The sequence below is a fragment of the Streptomyces sp. NPDC127106 genome, from assembly GCF_042677605.1.
In the GTDB taxonomy this organism is placed as follows: Bacteria; Actinomycetota; Actinomycetes; order Streptomycetales; family Streptomycetaceae; genus Streptomyces.
The window spans coordinates 214,802-232,178 of sequence record NZ_JBHXTC010000001.1 but is presented as its reverse complement, the minus strand read 5'-3'; the positions used below and the strand labels follow the sequence as shown (position 1 = coordinate 232,178).

General features: G+C 75.6%; 12 protein-coding genes. 8 read left to right on the top strand and 4 right to left on the bottom strand.

Features of this window, described 5'->3' with window-relative positions; translation table 11 throughout:
- Positions 1–16: 16 nt before the first annotated feature.
- Positions 17–1,180, bottom strand: a complete 1,164-nt coding sequence (locus tag ACFVGY_RS00915; RefSeq protein WP_385668864.1) for a serine hydrolase domain-containing protein — start codon at positions 1,178–1,180, stop codon at positions 17–19.
- Positions 1,181–1,284: 104 nt separating this feature from the next.
- Here ACFVGY_RS00915 and ACFVGY_RS00910 point away from each other — a divergent pair, with 104 nt between their 5' ends.
- A complete protein-coding gene (locus ACFVGY_RS00910) occupies positions 1,285–2,367 on the top strand; it encodes a GNAT family N-acetyltransferase (RefSeq protein WP_385668861.1) in 1,083 nt (360 codons plus the stop codon).
- On the opposite strand, the gene ACFVGY_RS00905 is transcribed toward ACFVGY_RS00910, so the two are convergent.
- Together ACFVGY_RS00905 and ACFVGY_RS00900 are read right to left on the bottom strand one after the other, a co-directional pair.
- Positions 2,361–2,792, bottom strand: coding sequence for a peptidase inhibitor family I36 protein (locus tag ACFVGY_RS00905; RefSeq protein WP_385668859.1), 432 nt, complete (start codon positions 2,790–2,792; stop codon positions 2,361–2,363). The two genes, ACFVGY_RS00910 and ACFVGY_RS00905, sit on opposite strands and share 7 nt — an antisense overlap.
- A complete protein-coding gene (locus ACFVGY_RS00900) occupies positions 2,785–3,729 on the bottom strand; it encodes a hypothetical protein (protein ID WP_385668856.1) in 945 nt (314 codons plus the stop codon). The genes ACFVGY_RS00905 and ACFVGY_RS00900 overlap by 8 nt, the downstream gene beginning before the upstream one ends.
- 154 nt (positions 3,730–3,883) lie before the next feature.
- On the opposite strand from ACFVGY_RS00900, the gene ACFVGY_RS00895 reads away from it, so the two are divergent.
- From ACFVGY_RS00895 to ACFVGY_RS00875, 5 genes are all read left to right on the top strand, one after another.
- Positions 3,884–6,742: a hypothetical protein gene (locus tag ACFVGY_RS00895; protein ID WP_385668853.1), complete on the top strand. Its 2,859-nt coding sequence runs from the start codon at positions 3,884–3,886 to the stop codon at positions 6,740–6,742.
- Positions 6,743–6,871: 129 nt separating this feature from the next.
- Positions 6,872–7,339, top strand: coding sequence for an Imm21 family immunity protein (locus tag ACFVGY_RS00890; RefSeq protein WP_385668850.1), 468 nt, complete (start codon positions 6,872–6,874; stop codon positions 7,337–7,339).
- Positions 7,340–7,517: 178 nt separating this feature from the next.
- Positions 7,518–8,522: an isopenicillin N synthase family dioxygenase gene (locus tag ACFVGY_RS00885; RefSeq protein WP_385668847.1), complete on the top strand. Its 1,005-nt coding sequence runs from the start codon at positions 7,518–7,520 to the stop codon at positions 8,520–8,522.
- Between the two features lie 121 nt (positions 8,523–8,643).
- Positions 8,644–9,855 (top strand): alpha/beta hydrolase family protein, encoded by a 1,212-nt coding sequence (locus tag ACFVGY_RS00880; RefSeq protein WP_385668844.1) that lies wholly within the window; start codon positions 8,644–8,646, stop codon positions 9,853–9,855.
- Positions 9,856–9,901: 46 nt separating this feature from the next.
- Complete coding sequence (locus tag ACFVGY_RS00875) at positions 9,902–10,435, top strand: GNAT family N-acetyltransferase (RefSeq protein WP_385668842.1); 534 nt, start codon at positions 9,902–9,904, stop codon at positions 10,433–10,435.
- A gap of 103 nt (positions 10,436–10,538) precedes the next feature.
- On the opposite strand, the gene ACFVGY_RS00870 is transcribed toward ACFVGY_RS00875, so the two are convergent.
- A complete protein-coding gene (locus tag ACFVGY_RS00870) occupies positions 10,539–11,270 on the bottom strand; it encodes an HNH endonuclease family protein (RefSeq protein WP_385668840.1) in 732 nt (243 codons plus the stop codon).
- A gap of 235 nt (positions 11,271–11,505) precedes the next feature.
- Between ACFVGY_RS00870 and ACFVGY_RS00865 the strand changes: the two genes are divergently transcribed.
- Both ACFVGY_RS00865 and ACFVGY_RS00860 read left to right on the top strand, forming a co-directional pair.
- Complete coding sequence (locus tag ACFVGY_RS00865) at positions 11,506–12,375, top strand: DUF4132 domain-containing protein (RefSeq protein WP_385668838.1); 870 nt, start codon at positions 11,506–11,508, stop codon at positions 12,373–12,375.
- Entirely contained in the window at positions 12,372–17,345 is a 4,974-nt protein-coding gene (locus ACFVGY_RS00860) for a DNA-binding protein (RefSeq protein ID WP_385668836.1), read from the top strand. Before ACFVGY_RS00865 ends, ACFVGY_RS00860 begins: the two co-directional genes overlap by 4 nt.
- The last annotated feature ends 32 nt before the right edge of the window (positions 17,346–17,377 follow it).

Genomic DNA, 17,377 nt, shown 5'->3' with positions numbered 1-17,377 from the left:
CGCACCGAGCGCCCGGCTACGCCGCCCGGTCCGGCCGGGCGGCGTACGTCCAGAACGCGCGCATCACCTCGGGCGCGGCCGGGCCGCCGAGCTCCATCTGGGTCAGCAGCACGGCCACGGTGCCCGTCAGCGGTGTGACGTGGGCCGCCGTTCCCGTGCCGCCGATCCAGCCGTAGCGCCCCTGTACGTTCCACGGCTCCCGCGGCAGCACGTCCACGGAGCCCCCGAAGCCCCACCCCTGGCCCTCCAGGAACAGCTCGGCGCCCGCCCGCTGATCCGGAGTGAGCCAGTCGGTGGTCATCCGCTGCACCGACCCCTCGGTCAGGATCCGGCCCCGGCCGCCGTCGAGGGCGCCCCCGGCGAGCAGCATCCGGCAGAACGCGGCCACGTCGTCGGCCGTCGAAACCAGGCCGCCGCCGCCGGACGGGAACGGCGGCGCGCTGCTCCACTGCCCGTGCGGCGGGTCGACCAGCTCGATCCCGCCGCCCGCCGCGCGGTACTGACTGGTGAAGCGGCCCAGATCGGCGGCCGGCACCGCGAAGCCGGTGTCGGCCATGCCGAGCGGATCGAAGACCCGCTCCTCCAGGAACTCGGGCAGGGACCTCCCCGACACCCGGGCGACCAGCACGCCGAGGATGTCCGAGCACGTGTGGTAGAGCCAGGCCTCGCCCGGCTGGTGCAGCAGCGGGATCCGCGACAGGGCCCGCATCCACGCGTCCGGCGCCGGCACCTCCTGCGGCCGCGGCGGCCCCTGCCGCAGTTCGCTGAACAGCGGCGCGACGGCGGGCAGCGAGAAGTCGTCGGGGAAGCCGATCCCGGCGCGGAAGGTGAGCAGGTCGAACACGGTGACCGGGCGGGCCGCCGGCACCACGTCGTCGACCGGACTCGCGGGCGTCCGCACCACGGCGGGCGAGGCCAGCTCCGGCAGCCACGGCGCGACCGGGTCGTCCAGTGCGCACCGGCCCTCCTCGACCAGCATCATCACCGCGGCGGCCGTCACGGGCTTGGTCAGCGAGGCGATCCGGAAGATCGAGTCCCGGACCATCGGGCACGTTCCCTCCGCATCGGCCGACCCGACCGCGGCGACCTCCACCTGGCCGGCGCGGTCCACCAGCGCCACCGCGCCGGGCACCGCACCACCGTCCACGAAGGGCGCCAGGACCTCGCGCAGACCGGTCATCACTTCCGCCTCTCCGCCGCAGCACCGTCAGATTCTCGGCGTACGGCCCCGGTTCGCCCGATATCGGCTGGCCCGGGCACCTGCCGCATCCTAGGGTTCCGCCCATGAAGATCACCGGCGCCCACGCCATCGACCGAGCCGTTTCCCTCATCACGCGGGCACTGCGCGATGCTGCCCACCACGACTGGACCGCGCCCGCAGCCGGTCTGGAATGGAGCTGCCACGACACGGCCGTCCACATCGTCAACGACTTCACGGTGTACGCCGCCCGGCTCGCGGCGCGCGCGCAGCGGGACCTCCAGGTCGACCGGTACACCGCCCCCGACGCCCCGCCCGTCGAACTGGCCGAGGCCATAGCGGCCGCCGGCACCCGGCTGACCGCCGTCGTGGCCGCGGCCGACCCCGACGACCGTGCCTGGCACCCGTACGGCACCGCCGACGCGGACGGCTTCGCCGCCATGGGCGTCGTCGAAGCCCTGGTGCACACCCACGACGTCCTCGACGCCCTCGGCGTGCCCGACTTCGCCCCCGACCCGGAGCTCTGCGACTTCGCCCTGGACCGGCTCTTCCCCCACACGCCCCGCGACGCGGCCGCCCCCTGGCCGACCCTGCTGTGGGCGACGGGCCGCACCGCGCTGCCCGGCCTGCCCCGCCTCGGCGCCTGGCGCTGGTACGCCGCGCCCGTCCCCGCCGGCGACCGCATCGTGCTCTGCGAGATCACCCCGGACGTCGCCGACGACCTCCACACCGGCGGCAGCGGCGGCTTCGCCTGGCCCGAGGACGGCCCCGGCGAGGGCACCCGGTACGCCGCCGGCATGAAGGCCACGGCGTACCGGGAGGGCGCCTACCGCCTCGGGTGGGGCGCGTACGCCGTCGTCCGCACGCACGACCGCCGCGCCATCGGCGGCATCGGCTTCCACGCCGCCCCGGACGCCGACGGGAACGTCGAGGTCGGCTACGACCTCGTCCCGTCGGCCCGGGGCAACGGCTTCGCCACCGACGCGCTGAACGGCCTGGCCGCATGGGCCTTCGGACAGCCCGGCCCGGCCGTCGTCCTGCACGCCAGGGTCGACGAGGACAACACCCCCTCCCGCGGGGTGGTCGAACGGGCCGGCTTCGAGCGCACCGGAACCGCCGGAGGGGAGGTCCGGTACGCCCTGCGGGCCCCGGGAGGCGGCCGTCAGTAACCGCAGTTGTTGACCCACTTGTGGGAGGAGATCCGGTCGTTCCACTCCCACGGGATGTTGCCGGCGGAGCCGTTGGGCGCACAGGTGGAGGCCCCGCCGTAGTTGATGTTCTCGTAGACGCGCACGTCCCCGTAGGAGCCGGCGTAGCCGTTGTTCCACCAGGACGACGCCTTGTCGTTCATGTCGAACGTGCCGCTGGCGCCGCACGTGCGCCAGTCGGCGTCGTTGCTGGACCAGCCGCACGCGGCCCCGCCGCGGTTGGTGTGCTCCCACACCCAGTAGGTGCCGTCCGCGGCCAGGCCGGAGGCCTCGGCCGGGGCGGAGGCCCCACCCGTGGCGGCGCCCGCCGTGGTCAGCGCGGCGGGAACCGCCAGCAGCGAAGCGGTGAGCGCGCCGGCCAGGAACAGGCTGCGGTACTTACGCATCGGACCCTCCAGAGGTCTCGGTGGTGGTGTCGTGCTCGTGCTCGGACTGCACGAGGCGCCGCGCCTTCGGCAGCGCCTCGTTCTGGAGCCGCCACCTGAGCGTGATCTCCGCCCGGTGCCGGGTACGGAGTTCCTCGCCGTAGGCGCGGTCCAGAGCTTGGGAGACCCGGGCCAGCGGGGTGCCGGTCGCACAGGTCGCTTCGACGACGGCCAGCTCGGCCGCGGCCGCGTCCGCCGCGGCCGGCGGCAGGTCCTCGCCGTACCGGGCGGCGGCCTGCCGGGACGCGTCCGGGGTGGCGTGGGGCCGGCCCGCCGCCTCCATGCACACGGCCCACTCGGCGACCGCGCCGGTGTACCGCGCGTCCTCGCGGACCCGCGCCTCCCGCACCGGCCGCAGGTTCATCGTGACGACCTTGACCCGGAACCAGGCCGCGAGATCGCCGTACAGGGAGCGCTGCGCGTCGGCGATGCAGCCGTCCGCGGAAGCGGTGACCGTCATCCCGGTCGGCGCCTGCACCGACAGCCCCACGGGGGCGGCGCCCATCAGCGCGGTCCGGGCGGCCGCACGCTCGGGCGCCGACAGCCGCCGGAAGTACCGCTGGTTGGGATCGTCCTCGCGGGCCCGCGCGGCGGCCCGCTCCTCGGCGCCCCCGTAGCCGTGGTCCCGGGCCCACGCGACGTCGTCCACCGCGTACGGGAAGGAACGCGCGCCGTCGTCCGGCCCCTCGGTGACCGCGTACGGAAAGCCCCGCACGGCCATGCACCGGCTGATCAGGACCTGCTCGGCCCGCGCCAGCGTGCGGGACTCGGCGGCACTCGGCTCGCGGGCGGCCCCCCGCGCGGAGGACCCGCAGCCCTCCAGGACCAGGACGGCGGCCAGGGCGGCGGCCGTGGCGGTGGCGGCGGCCGCCGCGGCGACGGTGCGCTGTCGGTCCATCCGGGGGCTCCTTCCTGACGCGGTGCGGTGTGCGGTCCACCCAGGTCTAGCGGCGATCCGTTGTCCGGCGTCGGGGCGGTGCGGGCGAACAAACAACCGCCGAACAATCCGCACGGGGAGGCACGAAGCCGATCATTCGGGGAAGGGAAGGGGCATGGCCCGCAAGGAGCGACCGCTGGAAGGCGACGACGGACCGCTGCTGCGGTTCGCCGCCGCCCTGCGCCGCCTGCGCCACGAGGCGGGCTCCCCGCCCTACCGCCGCCTCGCCGCCCGCGCCCACTACTCGGTGGCGACCCTGTCCGAGGCGGCGGCCGGCCGGCGGCTGCCCAGCCTGGACGTGACCCTCGCCTACGTCCGCGCCTGCGGCGGTGACACGGGGGAGTGGGAGCGGCGCTGGCACGCCTGCGCCGCCGAACTGTCCGCCGGTCACCGCGACCCGGACGGCGAACCCGACGGAGGGCGGGGCGCCGGCCCGCCGCCGGACGGCCCGGAAGGGGTCCCGTACGTCGGCCTGGCCGCGTTCCGGGCCGAGGACGCCGGCCTGTTCTTCGGCCGGGAGCGGCTCGTCGAAGACCTCCTCGCCACCCTGGCCCGCCACCGGGTCGTCGCCCTCGTCGGAGCCTCCGGAGCCGGCAAGTCCTCCCTCCTGCACGCCGGACTGCTGCCCCGCCTCCGGCGGGAGGCCCCCCACACCGCGGTCCGCGTCCTGACCCCCGGACCGCACCCCGTGGAGCGGCTGGAGGAAGCCCTCGACGCACCCCGCGAACCGGCCGCCACCGGCGAACTCGTCTTGGTCGTCGACCAGTTCGAGGAGGTGTTCACCGTGTGTCGCGACCCCGCCGCCCGCGACCGGTTCATCGCCGCCCTCGTCGGCGAGGCGCAGCGGCCCGGCTCCCGTTGCCGCATCGTCCTCGGCGTCCGCGCCGACTTCTACGCCCACTGCACCCGGCACGCCCCGCTCGTCGGGGTCCTGCGCGACGCGCAGACCGTCGTCGGCCCCATGACCGCGGCCGAACTGCGCCGCGCCGTCGTCGAACCGGCCCGCCGGTCGGGCCTCACCGTGGAAGGCGGCCTCCAGGCCACCCTCGTCGCCCACGCGCACGGCCAGGTCGGAGCCCTGCCCCTGCTGTCCCACGCCCTGCTGGAGACCTGGCGGCGGCGCCGGGGCGCGGCCCTGACCCTGGACGGCTTCCACGCCGCGGGCGGCTTCGACGGAGCCCTCGCGCAGTCCGCGGAAGCCCTGTACGCCTCGCTCACCGGCCGACAGCAGCAGCTCGCCCGGCAGATCTTCGTCCACCTCATCGCCCTCGGCGAGGGAACCGAGGACACCAAGCGCCCCGTCGCCCGCGACGAACTGCCCCCGGACGCCGGCACCGCGACCGTGCTGGCCCGCGCCGCCCGGCTGCGCCTGCTCACCCTCGACGACGGACGCGTCGAACTCACCCACGAGGCGCTGATCCGCGCCTGGCCCCGGCTGCGCGGCTGGCTCACCGACGACCGCGAACACCTGCGGCTGCACCGCCGGCTCACCGAAGCCGCCCGGGCATGGGAGAGCCTGGGGCGCGACCCCGGAGCCCTCTACCGGGGCACCCGGCTCGCCCTCGCCCGCGACCTGGCCGCCGGGCGCGGCACCGGACTCACCGCCGCGGAGCGGGACTTCCTCGACGCCGGACTCGCCGCAGAGGAGGCCGCGGGGAACTCGGCCCGGCGTCGCGCCCGCCGCCTCGGCTACCTCGTCGCCCTGCTCGCCGCCCTCGTCGTCGTCGCGGGGGTCGCCACCGCCAGCGCCGTGCGGGCCGGCGCCGAGGTGACCCGGCAGCGCAACGACGCCGTCGCCGGGAACCTCGCCGACGGCGTCAGCGACCTCACCACCACCGAGCCCGGGCTGGCCGTCCAGCTCAGCCTGGCCGCGTACCGCCTCTCGCCCACCCCGAAGACCCGCGACAGCCTGCTCAGCGCGCTGATGACCACGGTCCCGGCGCACCCCAAGGAGGTCGTCGCGCTCGCCTACCGCCCCGACGGCCGGCAGCTGGCGACCGCCAGCGGCGACCACACCGCCCGCCTGTGGCAGGTCGACGGCACCGACCGGCCCGTCCCCGGGGCCGCCCTGACCGGACACGGCGGCGACGTCCGCGCCGTGGCCTACCGGCCCGACGGCCGCACCCTGGCCACCGGGTCCGCCGACGGCACCGCCCGGCTGTGGGACGTGTCCGACCCGACCAGGCCCGCCCGAATGGCTTCGCTCACCGGGCAAGGGGGCGAGGTGCGCGCCCTCGCCTACAGCCCTGACGGACACACCCTCGCCACCTCCGGCAGCGACGGCAGCGTCGGCCTGTGGGACGTGGCCGACGCCGCCCGCCCCGCCCTCCTCGCCCGGATCGGCGGCCACCGCGATGCCGTGCGCGCGGTCGCCTTCGCCCCCGACGGGCGCGCACTGGCCAGCGCGGGCGAGGACTCCACCGTCCGGCTCACCGATGTCACCGACCCGCGCCGCCCGCTCCCGCTGGCCGCCCTGGAGGGCCACGACACCGTCGTGTTCTCCGTCGCCTTCAGCCCCGACGGCGGCGTCCTGGCCTCGGCGGGCGGCGGCCGCAACCCGATCCGGCTGTGGAACGTCGCCGACCCCCACCGACCCGCCCCGCTCGCCACCCTCACCGGCCACACCGACGTCGTGGGCTCCGTGCTGTTCAGCCCCGACGGGCGCACCCTCGCCAGCGCGAGCGACGACCGCACCGTCCGCATGTGGAGCGTGGCCCGCCCCGCCCGCCCCGGGCTGCTCGCCACCCTCACCGGCCATGCCACCGCCGTCGGCTCGGTCGCCTTCAGCCCCGACGGCGCCGTGCTCGCCTCCGGGGGCTTCGACACCACCGTCCGGCTGGCGGGAACCGACCTCGCCCGGGTGATCGCCGGCGCCTGCGCCCGCACCGGCCCCCGGATCACCCGGGCGCAGTGGACCGCCCACCTGCCGTACGTCGCCTACTCCCCGCCCTGCGCCGGCCTGGAGCGTCCCTGAGGGGGGCGGAGCCCGCTCAGGCGGCCCGGATTCCCCCGGCGCGCCGGACTGTCAGCGGCCCGTGTTATCTGTGGGGCCCGGCGGACGCGGAGCCGCGTCGGCATACCGGGAAGGGGACAAGGGGACTTGGTGACTTCGGCGAACTGGCTCGACGGAACGGAATTCGGCTACTACGTGGTGTGTCCCGCGCGCCATGTGCAGGAGTGGGCCGGCACCGAGGCGTTCGAGGAGCTCAGCGCGTACATCAACAAGGTCCTGCTCCCCTGCCATGAGGAAGTCCTCACGATCGGAGGCGAGGCACTCCCCGTGACGTACCTGCCCGAGAGCATGACCTTCGTCCAGAACGTCGGCTCCGAAGAGAGCTGCGACCTCCGCCGGGAGGTGGAGCGGGCCATGGCCGCACAGGGATGGCAGGACGCCTTCGAGATCGTCCTGGGCGGGCCGTACGCGCTGATCGACGGCTTGGTGCCGGGTGCGGACACGGAAGAGGACTACATGCTCCGGATCGAGATCCCCCACGGTCGCTACCGGGTGCAGTCGCTCTACGTCAACCGCCCGGTGGGAGAGTTCTACCTCCATCGGCTACAGGCGGTCTGACCCCGGCGCGCGGTTCGGGTGCGGTGCGGTGCCCGCGCCGCACGCGGCCGGTCCGCCTGCGTCGGCCGGTGGGCGGGGCCGACCGCACGACCCACGGGCCCGCCCCTCACGGCGATGCCCGCTGCCGTACTAGCGTCGGTGGCGGACGCCCGACACAGGCTCGGAAAGGCAGGTCCCCATGGCGAGTTCCCTGCGTGACACCGGCGGCGGAGGGGCGGGCTCCGGCTCCCCGGTCCCCGTGATCGACCTCGGGCCGTGGCGGTCCGGCGGCCCGGCGGTCCGCGCGCGGATCGCCGCCGAGGTCGACGAGGCCCTGCAAGCCGCCGGGTTCCTCCTGGTCACCGGGCACGGCGTCGACCCGGCGCTACCCGCCCGGATCCGGGCCGCCGCCCGCACGTTCTTCCGGCTGCCAGCGCCGGTGAAGGAGCCGTACGCGGTCACCGTCGGCGGCCGCGGCTGGCTCGGCCCGGGCGCCGAGGCCAACAGCTACGCGGAGGGCACCGCCTCGCCGCCCGACCTGAAGGAGTCCTGGTCCTGGGCGGCGGACGAACCCACCGGCGACCCCGCGGTGGACGCCGAGTGGTTCCGCCCGAACGTCTGGCCCGCCGAGGTGCCGGGACTGCGGCCGCCGGTCGAGGAGTACCTCACCCGGATGCGGGCCCTGTCCGACGAGCTGCTGGAGCTCCTCGCCGGTGCCCTGGGCCTCGGCACGGACCACTTCACCCGCCACACCGGCCACCCCACCTGGGGCTTCAACCTCAACTGGTACCCGGGCACCGAGGTCCTCGGCCCACCGCTGCCCGGCCAGTTCCGCATCGGCGCGCACACCGACTTCGGCACCGTCACGATCCTCGACCGCGAGCCGGGCGCCGGCGGGCTCCAGATCCACACCGACGCCGACGGCTGGCAGGACGCCCCGTACGACCCGGCCGCCCTCACCGTCAACATCGGCGACCTGCTGGCCCGCTGGACGGGGGACCGCTGGCGGGCGGGCCGCCACCGGGTGCTGCCGCCGCCCACCGACGCCCCGGCCGAGGAGCTGGTGTCGCTGGTGTACTTCTACGACTGCGACCCGCACACGCGCGTCGAGTCGCTGCCGGAGCCGATCGGCCGGGTGAGGCACGAGCCGGTCGACTCCCACGCCTACCTGCGGGCCAAACTGGACGCGATCAGCGTCTCCTGACACCGCACCGACCGGCCTCCCGTCCCCCTAGCGGGGGATGGGAGGCCCTCCTGCGGGCGGAGCCCCCGATCAACCTCCGAGACGATGATCGGCACGGCGACCGGCGCGTAGCGTCGATGCCATGAACCGACGCCGCACCACCACCACCGCCGCCGTCTTAGGCGCCCTGCTCCTGCCGCTCGTCCTGACCGCCGCCGGAACCGCCTCGGCGACCGGGTCCGCCCCGGCGGCCCCGACCGCACCGGCCTCCGTGTCCACGGCCGCCACCACCGGGGTGGTCCGGCCCGAACTGCCGCGTCCCACGGGCCGGTTCGGCGTCGGACAGGAGACCCTCCACCTCGTCGACCACAGCCGCACCGACCCCTGGGCCGGGTCCGGACCGCGCGAACTGATGGTCACCATGCGCTACCCGGCCCACCGCGGCACGGGCGGCCCCGTGGCCCCGTACCTCACCGACGACGAAGCCCGCCTGCTGATCGCCGACCGGGGCATGGAGCAGCAGGTCGCCGTGGAGAGCCTGGCCGGGGTGAAGGCGCACGCCCGCTCCGGAGCGCGCCCCCTCGCCGGTCGCCACCCCCTGGTCGTCCTCTCGCCCGGCTTCACCGTGCCGCGGGGCACGCTCACCGCACTGGCCGAGGAACTCGCCTCCCGCGGCTACGTGGTCGCCGCCGTGGACCACGCGTACGAGACCGCCGGCACGAGCTTCCCCGGCGGGCGCGTCCTGACCTGCAAGGCCTGCGACGTCGTCCGGCAGACGAGGGACTACAAGCCGGTGGCGGACAACCGCGCCCGCGACGTGTCCTTTCTGCTGGACCGGCTCACCGGACGGCACCCGGCCTGGCGGCACGCCGGCCTGATCGACCGCAACCGGATCGCCGCGGCCGGCCACTCCATGGGCGGCTCCGCCGCGGCCGCCGTGATGGCCACCGACCCGCGGGTCCGCGCCGGCATCGACATGGACGGCGGGCTGTTCTCGCCCGTCCCCGACGGCGGTCTGGACGGCCGGCCCTTCATGCTGCTCGGCGGGGCCGAGGTCGTCCCCGGCAGCGCGCCCGGCAACCCGGCGGGTTGGGACGCCAACTGGCCCCGGCTCGACGGCTGGAAGCGCTGGATCACCTTCGCCGACTCCCACCACTTCACCTTCACCGACTGGCCCGCCGTCAGCGACGGGCTCGGACTGCCGAGGATGAGCCCGCTGCCCGGGGACCGGTCGCTGGAGCTGACCCGCCGCTACGTGGGTGCCTTCTTCGACCTGCACCTCAAGGGCATACCGCAGCCGCTGCTGGAAGGCCCGGCCGCCGATGCGCCCGAGGTCCGGTTCCACCGCCCCTGAGGGCCCCGATTACCGCAGGCCGGGGACGTTTCGGCAGGATGGGGGCATGACCGAGATCCGCACCCCCCGTCTCCTCCTGCGCCGCTGGGACGACGACGACCTCGTCCCCCTGTCGGAGATCAACGCCGATCCGGCGGTGATGCGCTGGATCGGCGACGGCTCCCCGCTCGACCTGGAGCAGACCGCCGACGAGATCGAGCGGTGGGAGGACGAATGGGACGAGGAAGGCTTCGGCCTCTTCGCCGTCGAACTGCTCGGTTCCGGTGAGCTGATCGGCGCGGTCGGCCTGTCGGTGCCCGAACACCTGCCCGAGCTGCTGCCCGCCGTCGACATCCGCTGGCGCCTCGGCCGCCCGTACTGGGGGCAGGGCTACGCGTCCGAGGCCGCCCAGGCCACCCTGGAGTTCGCCCTCCAGGACCGCGGCCTGGACCGGGTGATCGCCGTGGTCCGGTCCGGCGACCGGGCTTCCGACAACGTGGCCGAGAAGCTGGGCATGGCGCCCGAGGGGGAGGCCACCGACCCGGAGCACGGGCACCTGCTCCGGGTGTACGGCATCGACCTCACCGAGTACGAGGCGTGATCGGGCCCTGGTCTGATCGGGACCCTGGTCTGGTCGGGCTTCTGGTCTGATCGGGCCCCGGTCTGGTCTCGTCGGGCCCCGGCCTGGCCGGCGCGGGGTCCGGTCAGGCCGCGCAGGTGTCCAGCATCGTCGTGAGCATCTTCTTCTCCGCCTCCGTGACGGTCAGACCGTAGGCGGACTTCACCGTCGTCCACGCCCGCCCGTACAGGCACCAGCTCGACCTGTCCGGCGGCTGCCACAGGTCCGGACTCTGGTCGCCCTTCGACCGGTTCGACGCCGCCGTGACCGCCAGCAGCTGGGGGAGGGCCAGGTCGTTGGCGAACGCCCTCCGTCGGGGGGCGTCCCACGCGGCCGCGCCCGAACGCCACCCCTCGGCGAGCGGCACCACGTGGTCGATGTCCATCGTCGACGCGTCGGTCACCACCACCCCGTCGTACAGGCTCCTCCACCTCCCGGAGACCGCCCGGCACCCCGCGTCCTGCACCACGTCCGTGCCGTCGCGCTGGAGGACCGCCTCGCGCGTGTTGCAGGTCCCGCCCTGCTCCGCCCAGTGCGTGAACCCGGACCGGCTGTATCCGGCCATCGTCCCCACCGGCGCCACCGTCAGCCCGGCCAGCTGCGCACGGGCCGCGCCGACGTCCGCCACGCCCGGCAGCGTCTCCCCGCCGCCCGCCTTGCCGTCGCCGGCCGACGGCGAACCCGCCCGTGCCGGGGGTGGGGAGGCCCCCGGGTCCGCCCCGCCCGCCCCGTCCGTGCCGTTCGACGTGCAGCCCGCCGCGGCCAGCAGCAGCGAAGCCGCCAGCACCGCAGCCGGCACCCGTATCTGACGTCCCATGAAAGCCCACCCCGACACCCGGTCCGCGCCCTGTCTCGAAAACAGTACCCAGAACCGGACATTCAGCCCAGTGGCCCGGCCCCGCAGCAGCTCCGGGACCCGGATAGGAGCCCCCTGGAAGGCCGTTGTCAGTGGCTCTCGCTAATCTCGCCGCATACCGCAGCTCAGGGGGGCTTTTCGGCCGTGCCCGGCGCTGCGCGGAATCGGATCGGGCAGGCGGAAGGGCACGAGGCACATGGCTTGGCTGGCGGCGGGCGAGGGATACGAGATCGCCCTGGTGGAAGGAAAGGTGGCGGCGCGGTCCACCACCGGGCGCACGGCGGGACGGCAGCTCAAATCACTGCCCAAGGCCCTGCGCGAGCACCCCGAGGTGGACCGGCTGCGCCGGCTCGCCGAATGGCTCGACCGGCACGAGGCGGCCTGCATCGCCCAGGTCGACACCTGGATGGTGTCCTCCCTGCCCGTGCCCACCGCCGTGCTCGCCCGGGTGTGGCCGGACGAGGCCTGGCAGAACGCGCTGCGCGACCTCGCCGTCGTCGGCGACGACCCGGACGAGGTGGGCTTCCTGCGCGACGCCACTGCCTCCGGCGAGCTGAAGGTGGTCAACCTCGACGGCGAGACCGTACGGCTCTCCCCCCGCACCGTGACCCTGCCCCACCCGGTGCTGCTGCCCGACCTGGACGACGTACGGGACTTCGCGGCCGAACTCGGCATCGTGCAGCGGGTGGAGCAGATCCACCGGGCGACCTGGCTCAAGCCCGAGGGGCTCGCCGCCAAGGACACCGAGGTCCGCGACTACGCGGGCGGCGTCTTCCCCAACCGCTTCGGCCTGGCCGCCCGCGCCACCAACCTCGGCTACCGCGTCTCCGGCGGCTACGCCACCTGCGCGGTCCGCGACACCGGCCGGGCCACCGAGGCCGCGGTCTGGATCGGCGAGCCCTACTACGAGGACGAGGCCACCACCGGCGCCCTCAGCTGGCACGACGAGGACGGCCGGGCCGTCCGCCTGACCGAGGTCGGACCTGTCGCCTGGTCCGAGGGCATGCGCATGGCCGCCGCACTGTACGCCGGACGCAAGATCGAAGAGGGCAAGGACGCACGATGACCACCACCACGACCACCGCGACCACGACCACCACCGCGAACACGCCCGGCACCGCGACCGAGGCCGCACTGCTCCTGAAGGCCGGCGCCGTGCTGCCGGTCGGCACCGACGGCGCCGGCCCCTCCGCCGTCGACCTGACCGCCCGCACCTACCGCCACCCCGCCCTCCCCGACGGTCGCGTCGTCGTCCGGCTCGCCGCCGCCGAACTCGGCCCGGCCGAGGACCTGGCCGCCGGTTTCCTCGGGCTCGTCCCCGACGAGGGCGAGCCGCCCGTCGTCGGCCTCGGCCAGCGCCAGGCCCTCGGCTTCCCCGAATGGGTCCTCGTCCACCACCCCGAGGACGGCCACCACGCCCTCGCCGTCGTCCCCGAACTCGACCGCGCCGCCCGCCAGGCCAAGACCAAGCCCAAGGCCGCCCTCGACGCCTGCCACGAACTGGCCGGCCGGCTCGCCGCGGCGGTACCGCACTTCCTGCCCGTCTTCTACGAGCAGGCCGCCCGCCTCTTCCTCGCCGTCGAGAACACCGCCTACGCCTCCCAGCTGTTCGGCCGCGCCCGCACCGCCGAGGCCCGGCACGGCCTCACCGTCGACGAGGACCGCCTCGACGCCGTCTTCCTCGAGTTCGCCCTCGTCGGCGCCCTCCCCGTGAAGGTCCTCACCGGCTACGCCAAGGACCTCTCGGCCCGCGTCAGCCCCGCCGAGGCCCACAGCCGTTTCCGCCGCCTGTGCGTCCGCCGCACCGCCGGCGGCCTGCCGCCCTCCGCCCAGGCCGCGACCGAGTTGCGCCGCCTCGCCCGGGCCGCCGGCCTGACCGGCAGCCAGGCCGAGCAGGAATACCTCGCCGAGCTGCTGCCGCTGCCCGCCACCCTGCGCGCCGCGTACGGCTGGTGGAAGGCGCACCGCACCGCGCTGATCGCCCTGGCCCGCCGCGAGCCGGCCGTCCGGGGCACCCTCCTCGAACTGATGCCGCCCGGCGGCGGCGACGGCGAACTGTCCGAGCTCTGGCTGGAGATCCTCGAGGAGTCCGGCGCCACCGCCGGGCTCGTCGACGCCGGCCTGCCCGCCGAGCAGCGCTGCGCCGACGGGGCCGCCGGCTGGCTGGAGCGCTACCACGCCGCCCGCCACGCCGGCTGGGGGCAGCGACCCACCCTCCCCGCCCTCCTCGACCTCGTCACCCGCGCCGCCGACCGGCTGCGCACCGAACTCGCCGAGCCCGGCCGCGAGGCCGGCCTGCTCATCGGCGTCCAGGACGTCGACCTGCTCGACCTGCTCCTCTCCCTCGGGATCCCGGTCGCCGACCCCGAGGAGAACTCCCGCCCGCACCACCGCCACAACCAGCTGAACCTGGCCGACTGGGCCCGCGCCGACCAGCGCCGCGACCTGGAGGCCCTCGCCGCCGACCGGCGGTTCCGGCCCGCGTTCCGCCGCGCCGTGAACTCCTTCGGCGACGCCACCTCCGGCGGCGACGTCATGCGCCGCCTCGCCGCCTCGCCCGGCGGCCGCCCCATGCTCACCGAATGGATGCAGGAGGTCGCCCGCAACTCCAAGGCCGCGGGCCTGCCCGGGCTGCCCGAGGCCATCGGCCGACTGACCTGGCTGCCCGCCGAGGCCCTCGAACTCGCCCGCGAGGAGGTGGCCGACGCGGCCGCCGCCGACCTCGGCGGGATCCTCGCCCGCACCCTGCGCGGAGGCCTCTTCGAGGAGTTCGCCTGGCCCGCGTTCGAGGAGGCACTCGTCGAGCTCGCCGACCGGAAGGCACTGCACCGCAACCATCTGACCGTCGTCGAGGCCTGGCCCCACCTCATCGTCGCCAACAGCATCCAGGTCCGCGTCATCGACGCCGACTCCACCGTGCTCACCCACGACCTGCGCGTGCCGACCGGCGGCTCGTACCGGTACGGGTTCCACTACGTCGACGGCGCGCTGCTCGTCTTCTGGTCCACCTGGGGCAGCGAGGTCCAGGGCTACTGGCACACCGACCCGCAGAACGTCTTCACCCTGAAGACCGACCGCGCCCACTGGTCACTGCGCTCCGACGAGATCAGCCTCCCCCTGCCCGGCGGCGGCCGCACCCTCGGCGGCGGCGTCCTGCACGCCGGGGACACCGAACTGCCCGCCGAGCAGGCCGTACTGTCCGACGGCACCTCGTACTGGGTGTGGCGGTCCCGCGACAAGGACCAGGGCGGCGCCGGCTGGTGCGAGTACAACCCCGCCGACGGCACCCACGGCCGCTTCTCCCAGCCGGCCTTCCTCACCGACGCGCTGGCCGCCCGTCCCGCGTCCACCAACTTCGCCGCCCGCTCCGCCTGGCTGCGGCCCGCACCCACCGTCGAGGGCTCGGCCCTCGGGGCGCCCGCCGACGGCCTCCTCGGCTGGTGCGCCGTCCGCGTCAAGGACGAGGGCTGGTACGGCACCGACACCGCCGGCCGCACCGTCCGCACCCCCGAGGACGGCAACATGCCCGCCGCCGCCCTCGCCGTACCCGGCGACGACCGGCCGCGCGCCCTCACCCACCGCTGGCGCGAACTGAGCATCACCGACCCCGACGGGGTCGTCACCGTGATGACCAGCGGCGACCACCGCAACGAGGGCTTCGCCACCGGCAGCGTCGACCTCCCGCCGGTGCCCTTCTGGTACGCCCTGCGCCCCCGCGACCCGGAGGGTTCCGCCGCAATGCGCGCCGCCGACCGGGACACCGTCGCCGCTCTGCTCGACGCGGCCGCCGCCGCGGAGAAGGCGTCCGACCTGCCCGGCCTGGTCAGCGCCGCCTTCCCGCAGGTCACCGCGCCCGAGCTGGTCGGCGGCGTCATCGAGGTGCTGCGCTTCGCCCTCGCCCAGCAGAAGGCCCTGGACGCAATCGCCGCCCGCCTCGACTCCGCCGACGCCGCCGCGCCCGGTGAACCGGAGGGCCCCACGGACGCGTTCGTCGAGGACGCCCTGCGCGGCGTCATCGGCACCGGCTACTACCACTGGGGCGGTCCGCGCGACGTCGCCCACCAGTACCTGCACCGCCTCGCCGCCGCGGTCGCCGACACCGGTGCCACCGCCGTACCGGGCCGGCTCCACTTCGACCTGCCCACGCTGGAGTACTCCGGGCTCCCGTTCACACCGATGCTCGACCACCCCGCCGCCCTCGCCTACCGCGCCGTCGCACCCGGCGCCACCGACGATCAGCGAGCCGTCCTGTGCGGGCTGCTCGGCACGATCGACGCCCTCGGCCTGGCCTCGACCGCAGGGTCGGCCGACCGCTGGCGGCGCGTCGTGGTCCACCTCGACGACCACCACCTGCGCACCCCCGACGGCCTGGGCCGCAGCTTCTCGCACCGCAGCCTGCTCCCGCTCGGCGGCGGCGCCGTCCTCGCCCTCACCGAGCACAGCGAGGGCGTACCCGGCGGAGGCGGCGAATTCGGGGCCCTGCTCCACGATCCCTCCGGCCGGTTCACCGTGCCCGGCCCCTACACCCTGCGCGGGGAGGCCCCCGTCGGCGACCGCGACCGCGGCCCCGGCTGGCTGACCGCCTTCCTCACCGAGGCCGCCGCCCACGGCCCTGCACCCCTGCGCCTCGAAGCAGCCGACGAGTTCGCGCGCCTGACCGGCGTCTCCGCCACGACGGCGAAGCTGCTGCTCGCCGGCCTGCCGAACATCGACAGCTACGAGCACAACTTCCTGCCGGCCGAACTGCGCACGGCCCTCGGCGTGAAGGCCGCCGACGCCAAGCACGCCCGCACCGAGCTCAAGGCCCTCGACATCGACCTGCGGCGGTCCCTCGTCGCGGCCCTGCTGCCGGCCGACCCGGCCCGGCTGTGGACCGACGGCCCGGACGTCGCCGCCGCCGCCGAGCTGTGGAACCGGCGCGTGGGCCGCCGGACGCCCGTCCCCGAGTGGCTGCTCGCCGAGACCACCCGCGCCGTACGCACCTCCTGGCCCACGCACCGGGCCCTCGTCTCCGTCCTCGACCCCGAGGCCTCCCCGGCGCTGGGCACCGACAGGGAGTGGACGGTCCGCAACGACCGGGTGGAGCCCGGCACACCGGGCGGGGAGCCGTTCACCACCACGGTCCTGACCGACGCCCTCGCCGTGACCGCCTGGCTCGCCCACCGCCTGCCCGCCGGCGATCCGGTACGGGCCGCCCTGCCGCCCGTGCTCACCGCCGTACGGCAGCGGCTCGCCGCGCCCGGACTCCTCCTCGACCTGGGGTACTACGCCGACCTCCCCGAATTCCGCAAGGCCGCCGGCACCCCGACCGAGACCGCGGAGGGCTACGAGCGCTACGGCGCGGTCGTCATGGCCACCCACGACGACCGGCCGCGGCCGGCCCTGCGCACCGCCCTGCTCGACTCCACCGGCTCCGACCCCTACCTGCCGGCCCTGCGCGGCGACGACCAGCAGCCGACCGCGGCCGAGACCGCCCTGCGCTGCGCCCACGACCCGCAGTTCGCGGCCCTGCTCGCCGACCCGGGTGCCCCGGCCGCGGGCACGCCGGACGAGGACGGGACGTGGTGGCCGCAGGACCCGGGCCGGTCGGTTCCCGAGCTGGTGGCCGAGGTACAGGCGGCGCACGGCCTGGGCGCGGACGCGGCGGTGCTGTACCTGATGCTGCTGGCGATGCCCGACCCCACCGACCGGAACACGGCCCGGTGGACGGGCTGGAAGCCGGGCCGCCTGAAGGCGGCCCGCGCCGAACTGGCCGCCACCGACCTGGTGGTCACGGCCGCCCGCACCCGGGCCGGGCGCACCCTGTTCCTCCCCGGCCCCTGGGCCGAGATGGCCTCCCCGAACCTGCCCGTGGAGCAGTGGAAGCTGCCGATGTACGAGGGCTTCGCCCCCGGCGGCCGCCCGGTCCTCCGCGTCCTGGTACCGGCCGAACCGGCCGCGGACCTCTACCGCAGGGCCTGGCAGCGGGTCACCGAGGGCGACGTACCGCGCTTCGAGGAGCTCAAGGTCAAGCGCACCCGCACCCGCCGCCGCTGACGGCACCGCCGGCCGGCCCCACCACGGGGCCG

Excerpts from the sequence above, each read along its gene's own strand:
- ACFVGY_RS00885 (WP_385668847.1), top strand. The coding sequence starts at position 7,518 with ATGGCGAGTTCCCTGCGTGACACCGGCGGCGGAGGGGCGGGCTCCGGC.
- ACFVGY_RS00875 (WP_385668842.1), top strand. The coding sequence starts at position 9,902 with ATGACCGAGATCCGCACCCCCCGTCTCCTCCTGCGCCGCTGGGACGAC.
- ACFVGY_RS00905 (WP_385668859.1), bottom strand. The coding sequence starts at position 2,792 with ATGCGTAAGTACCGCAGCCTGTTCCTGGCCGGCGCGCTCACCGCTTCG.
- ACFVGY_RS00915 (WP_385668864.1), bottom strand. The coding sequence starts at position 1,180 with ATGACCGGTCTGCGCGAGGTCCTGGCGCCCTTCGTGGACGGTGGTGCG.
- ACFVGY_RS00900 (WP_385668856.1), bottom strand. The coding sequence starts at position 3,729 with ATGGACCGACAGCGCACCGTCGCCGCGGCGGCCGCCGCCACCGCCACG.
- ACFVGY_RS00870 (WP_385668840.1), bottom strand. The coding sequence starts at position 11,270 with ATGGGACGTCAGATACGGGTGCCGGCTGCGGTGCTGGCGGCTTCGCTG.
- ACFVGY_RS00910 (WP_385668861.1), top strand. The coding sequence starts at position 1,285 with ATGAAGATCACCGGCGCCCACGCCATCGACCGAGCCGTTTCCCTCATC.
- ACFVGY_RS00895 (WP_385668853.1), top strand. The coding sequence starts at position 3,884 with ATGGCCCGCAAGGAGCGACCGCTGGAAGGCGACGACGGACCGCTGCTG.
- ACFVGY_RS00865 (WP_385668838.1), top strand. The coding sequence starts at position 11,506 with ATGGCTTGGCTGGCGGCGGGCGAGGGATACGAGATCGCCCTGGTGGAA.
- ACFVGY_RS00880 (WP_385668844.1), top strand. The coding sequence starts at position 8,644 with ATGAACCGACGCCGCACCACCACCACCGCCGCCGTCTTAGGCGCCCTG.
- ACFVGY_RS00860 (WP_385668836.1), top strand. The coding sequence starts at position 12,372 with ATGACCACCACCACGACCACCGCGACCACGACCACCACCGCGAACACG.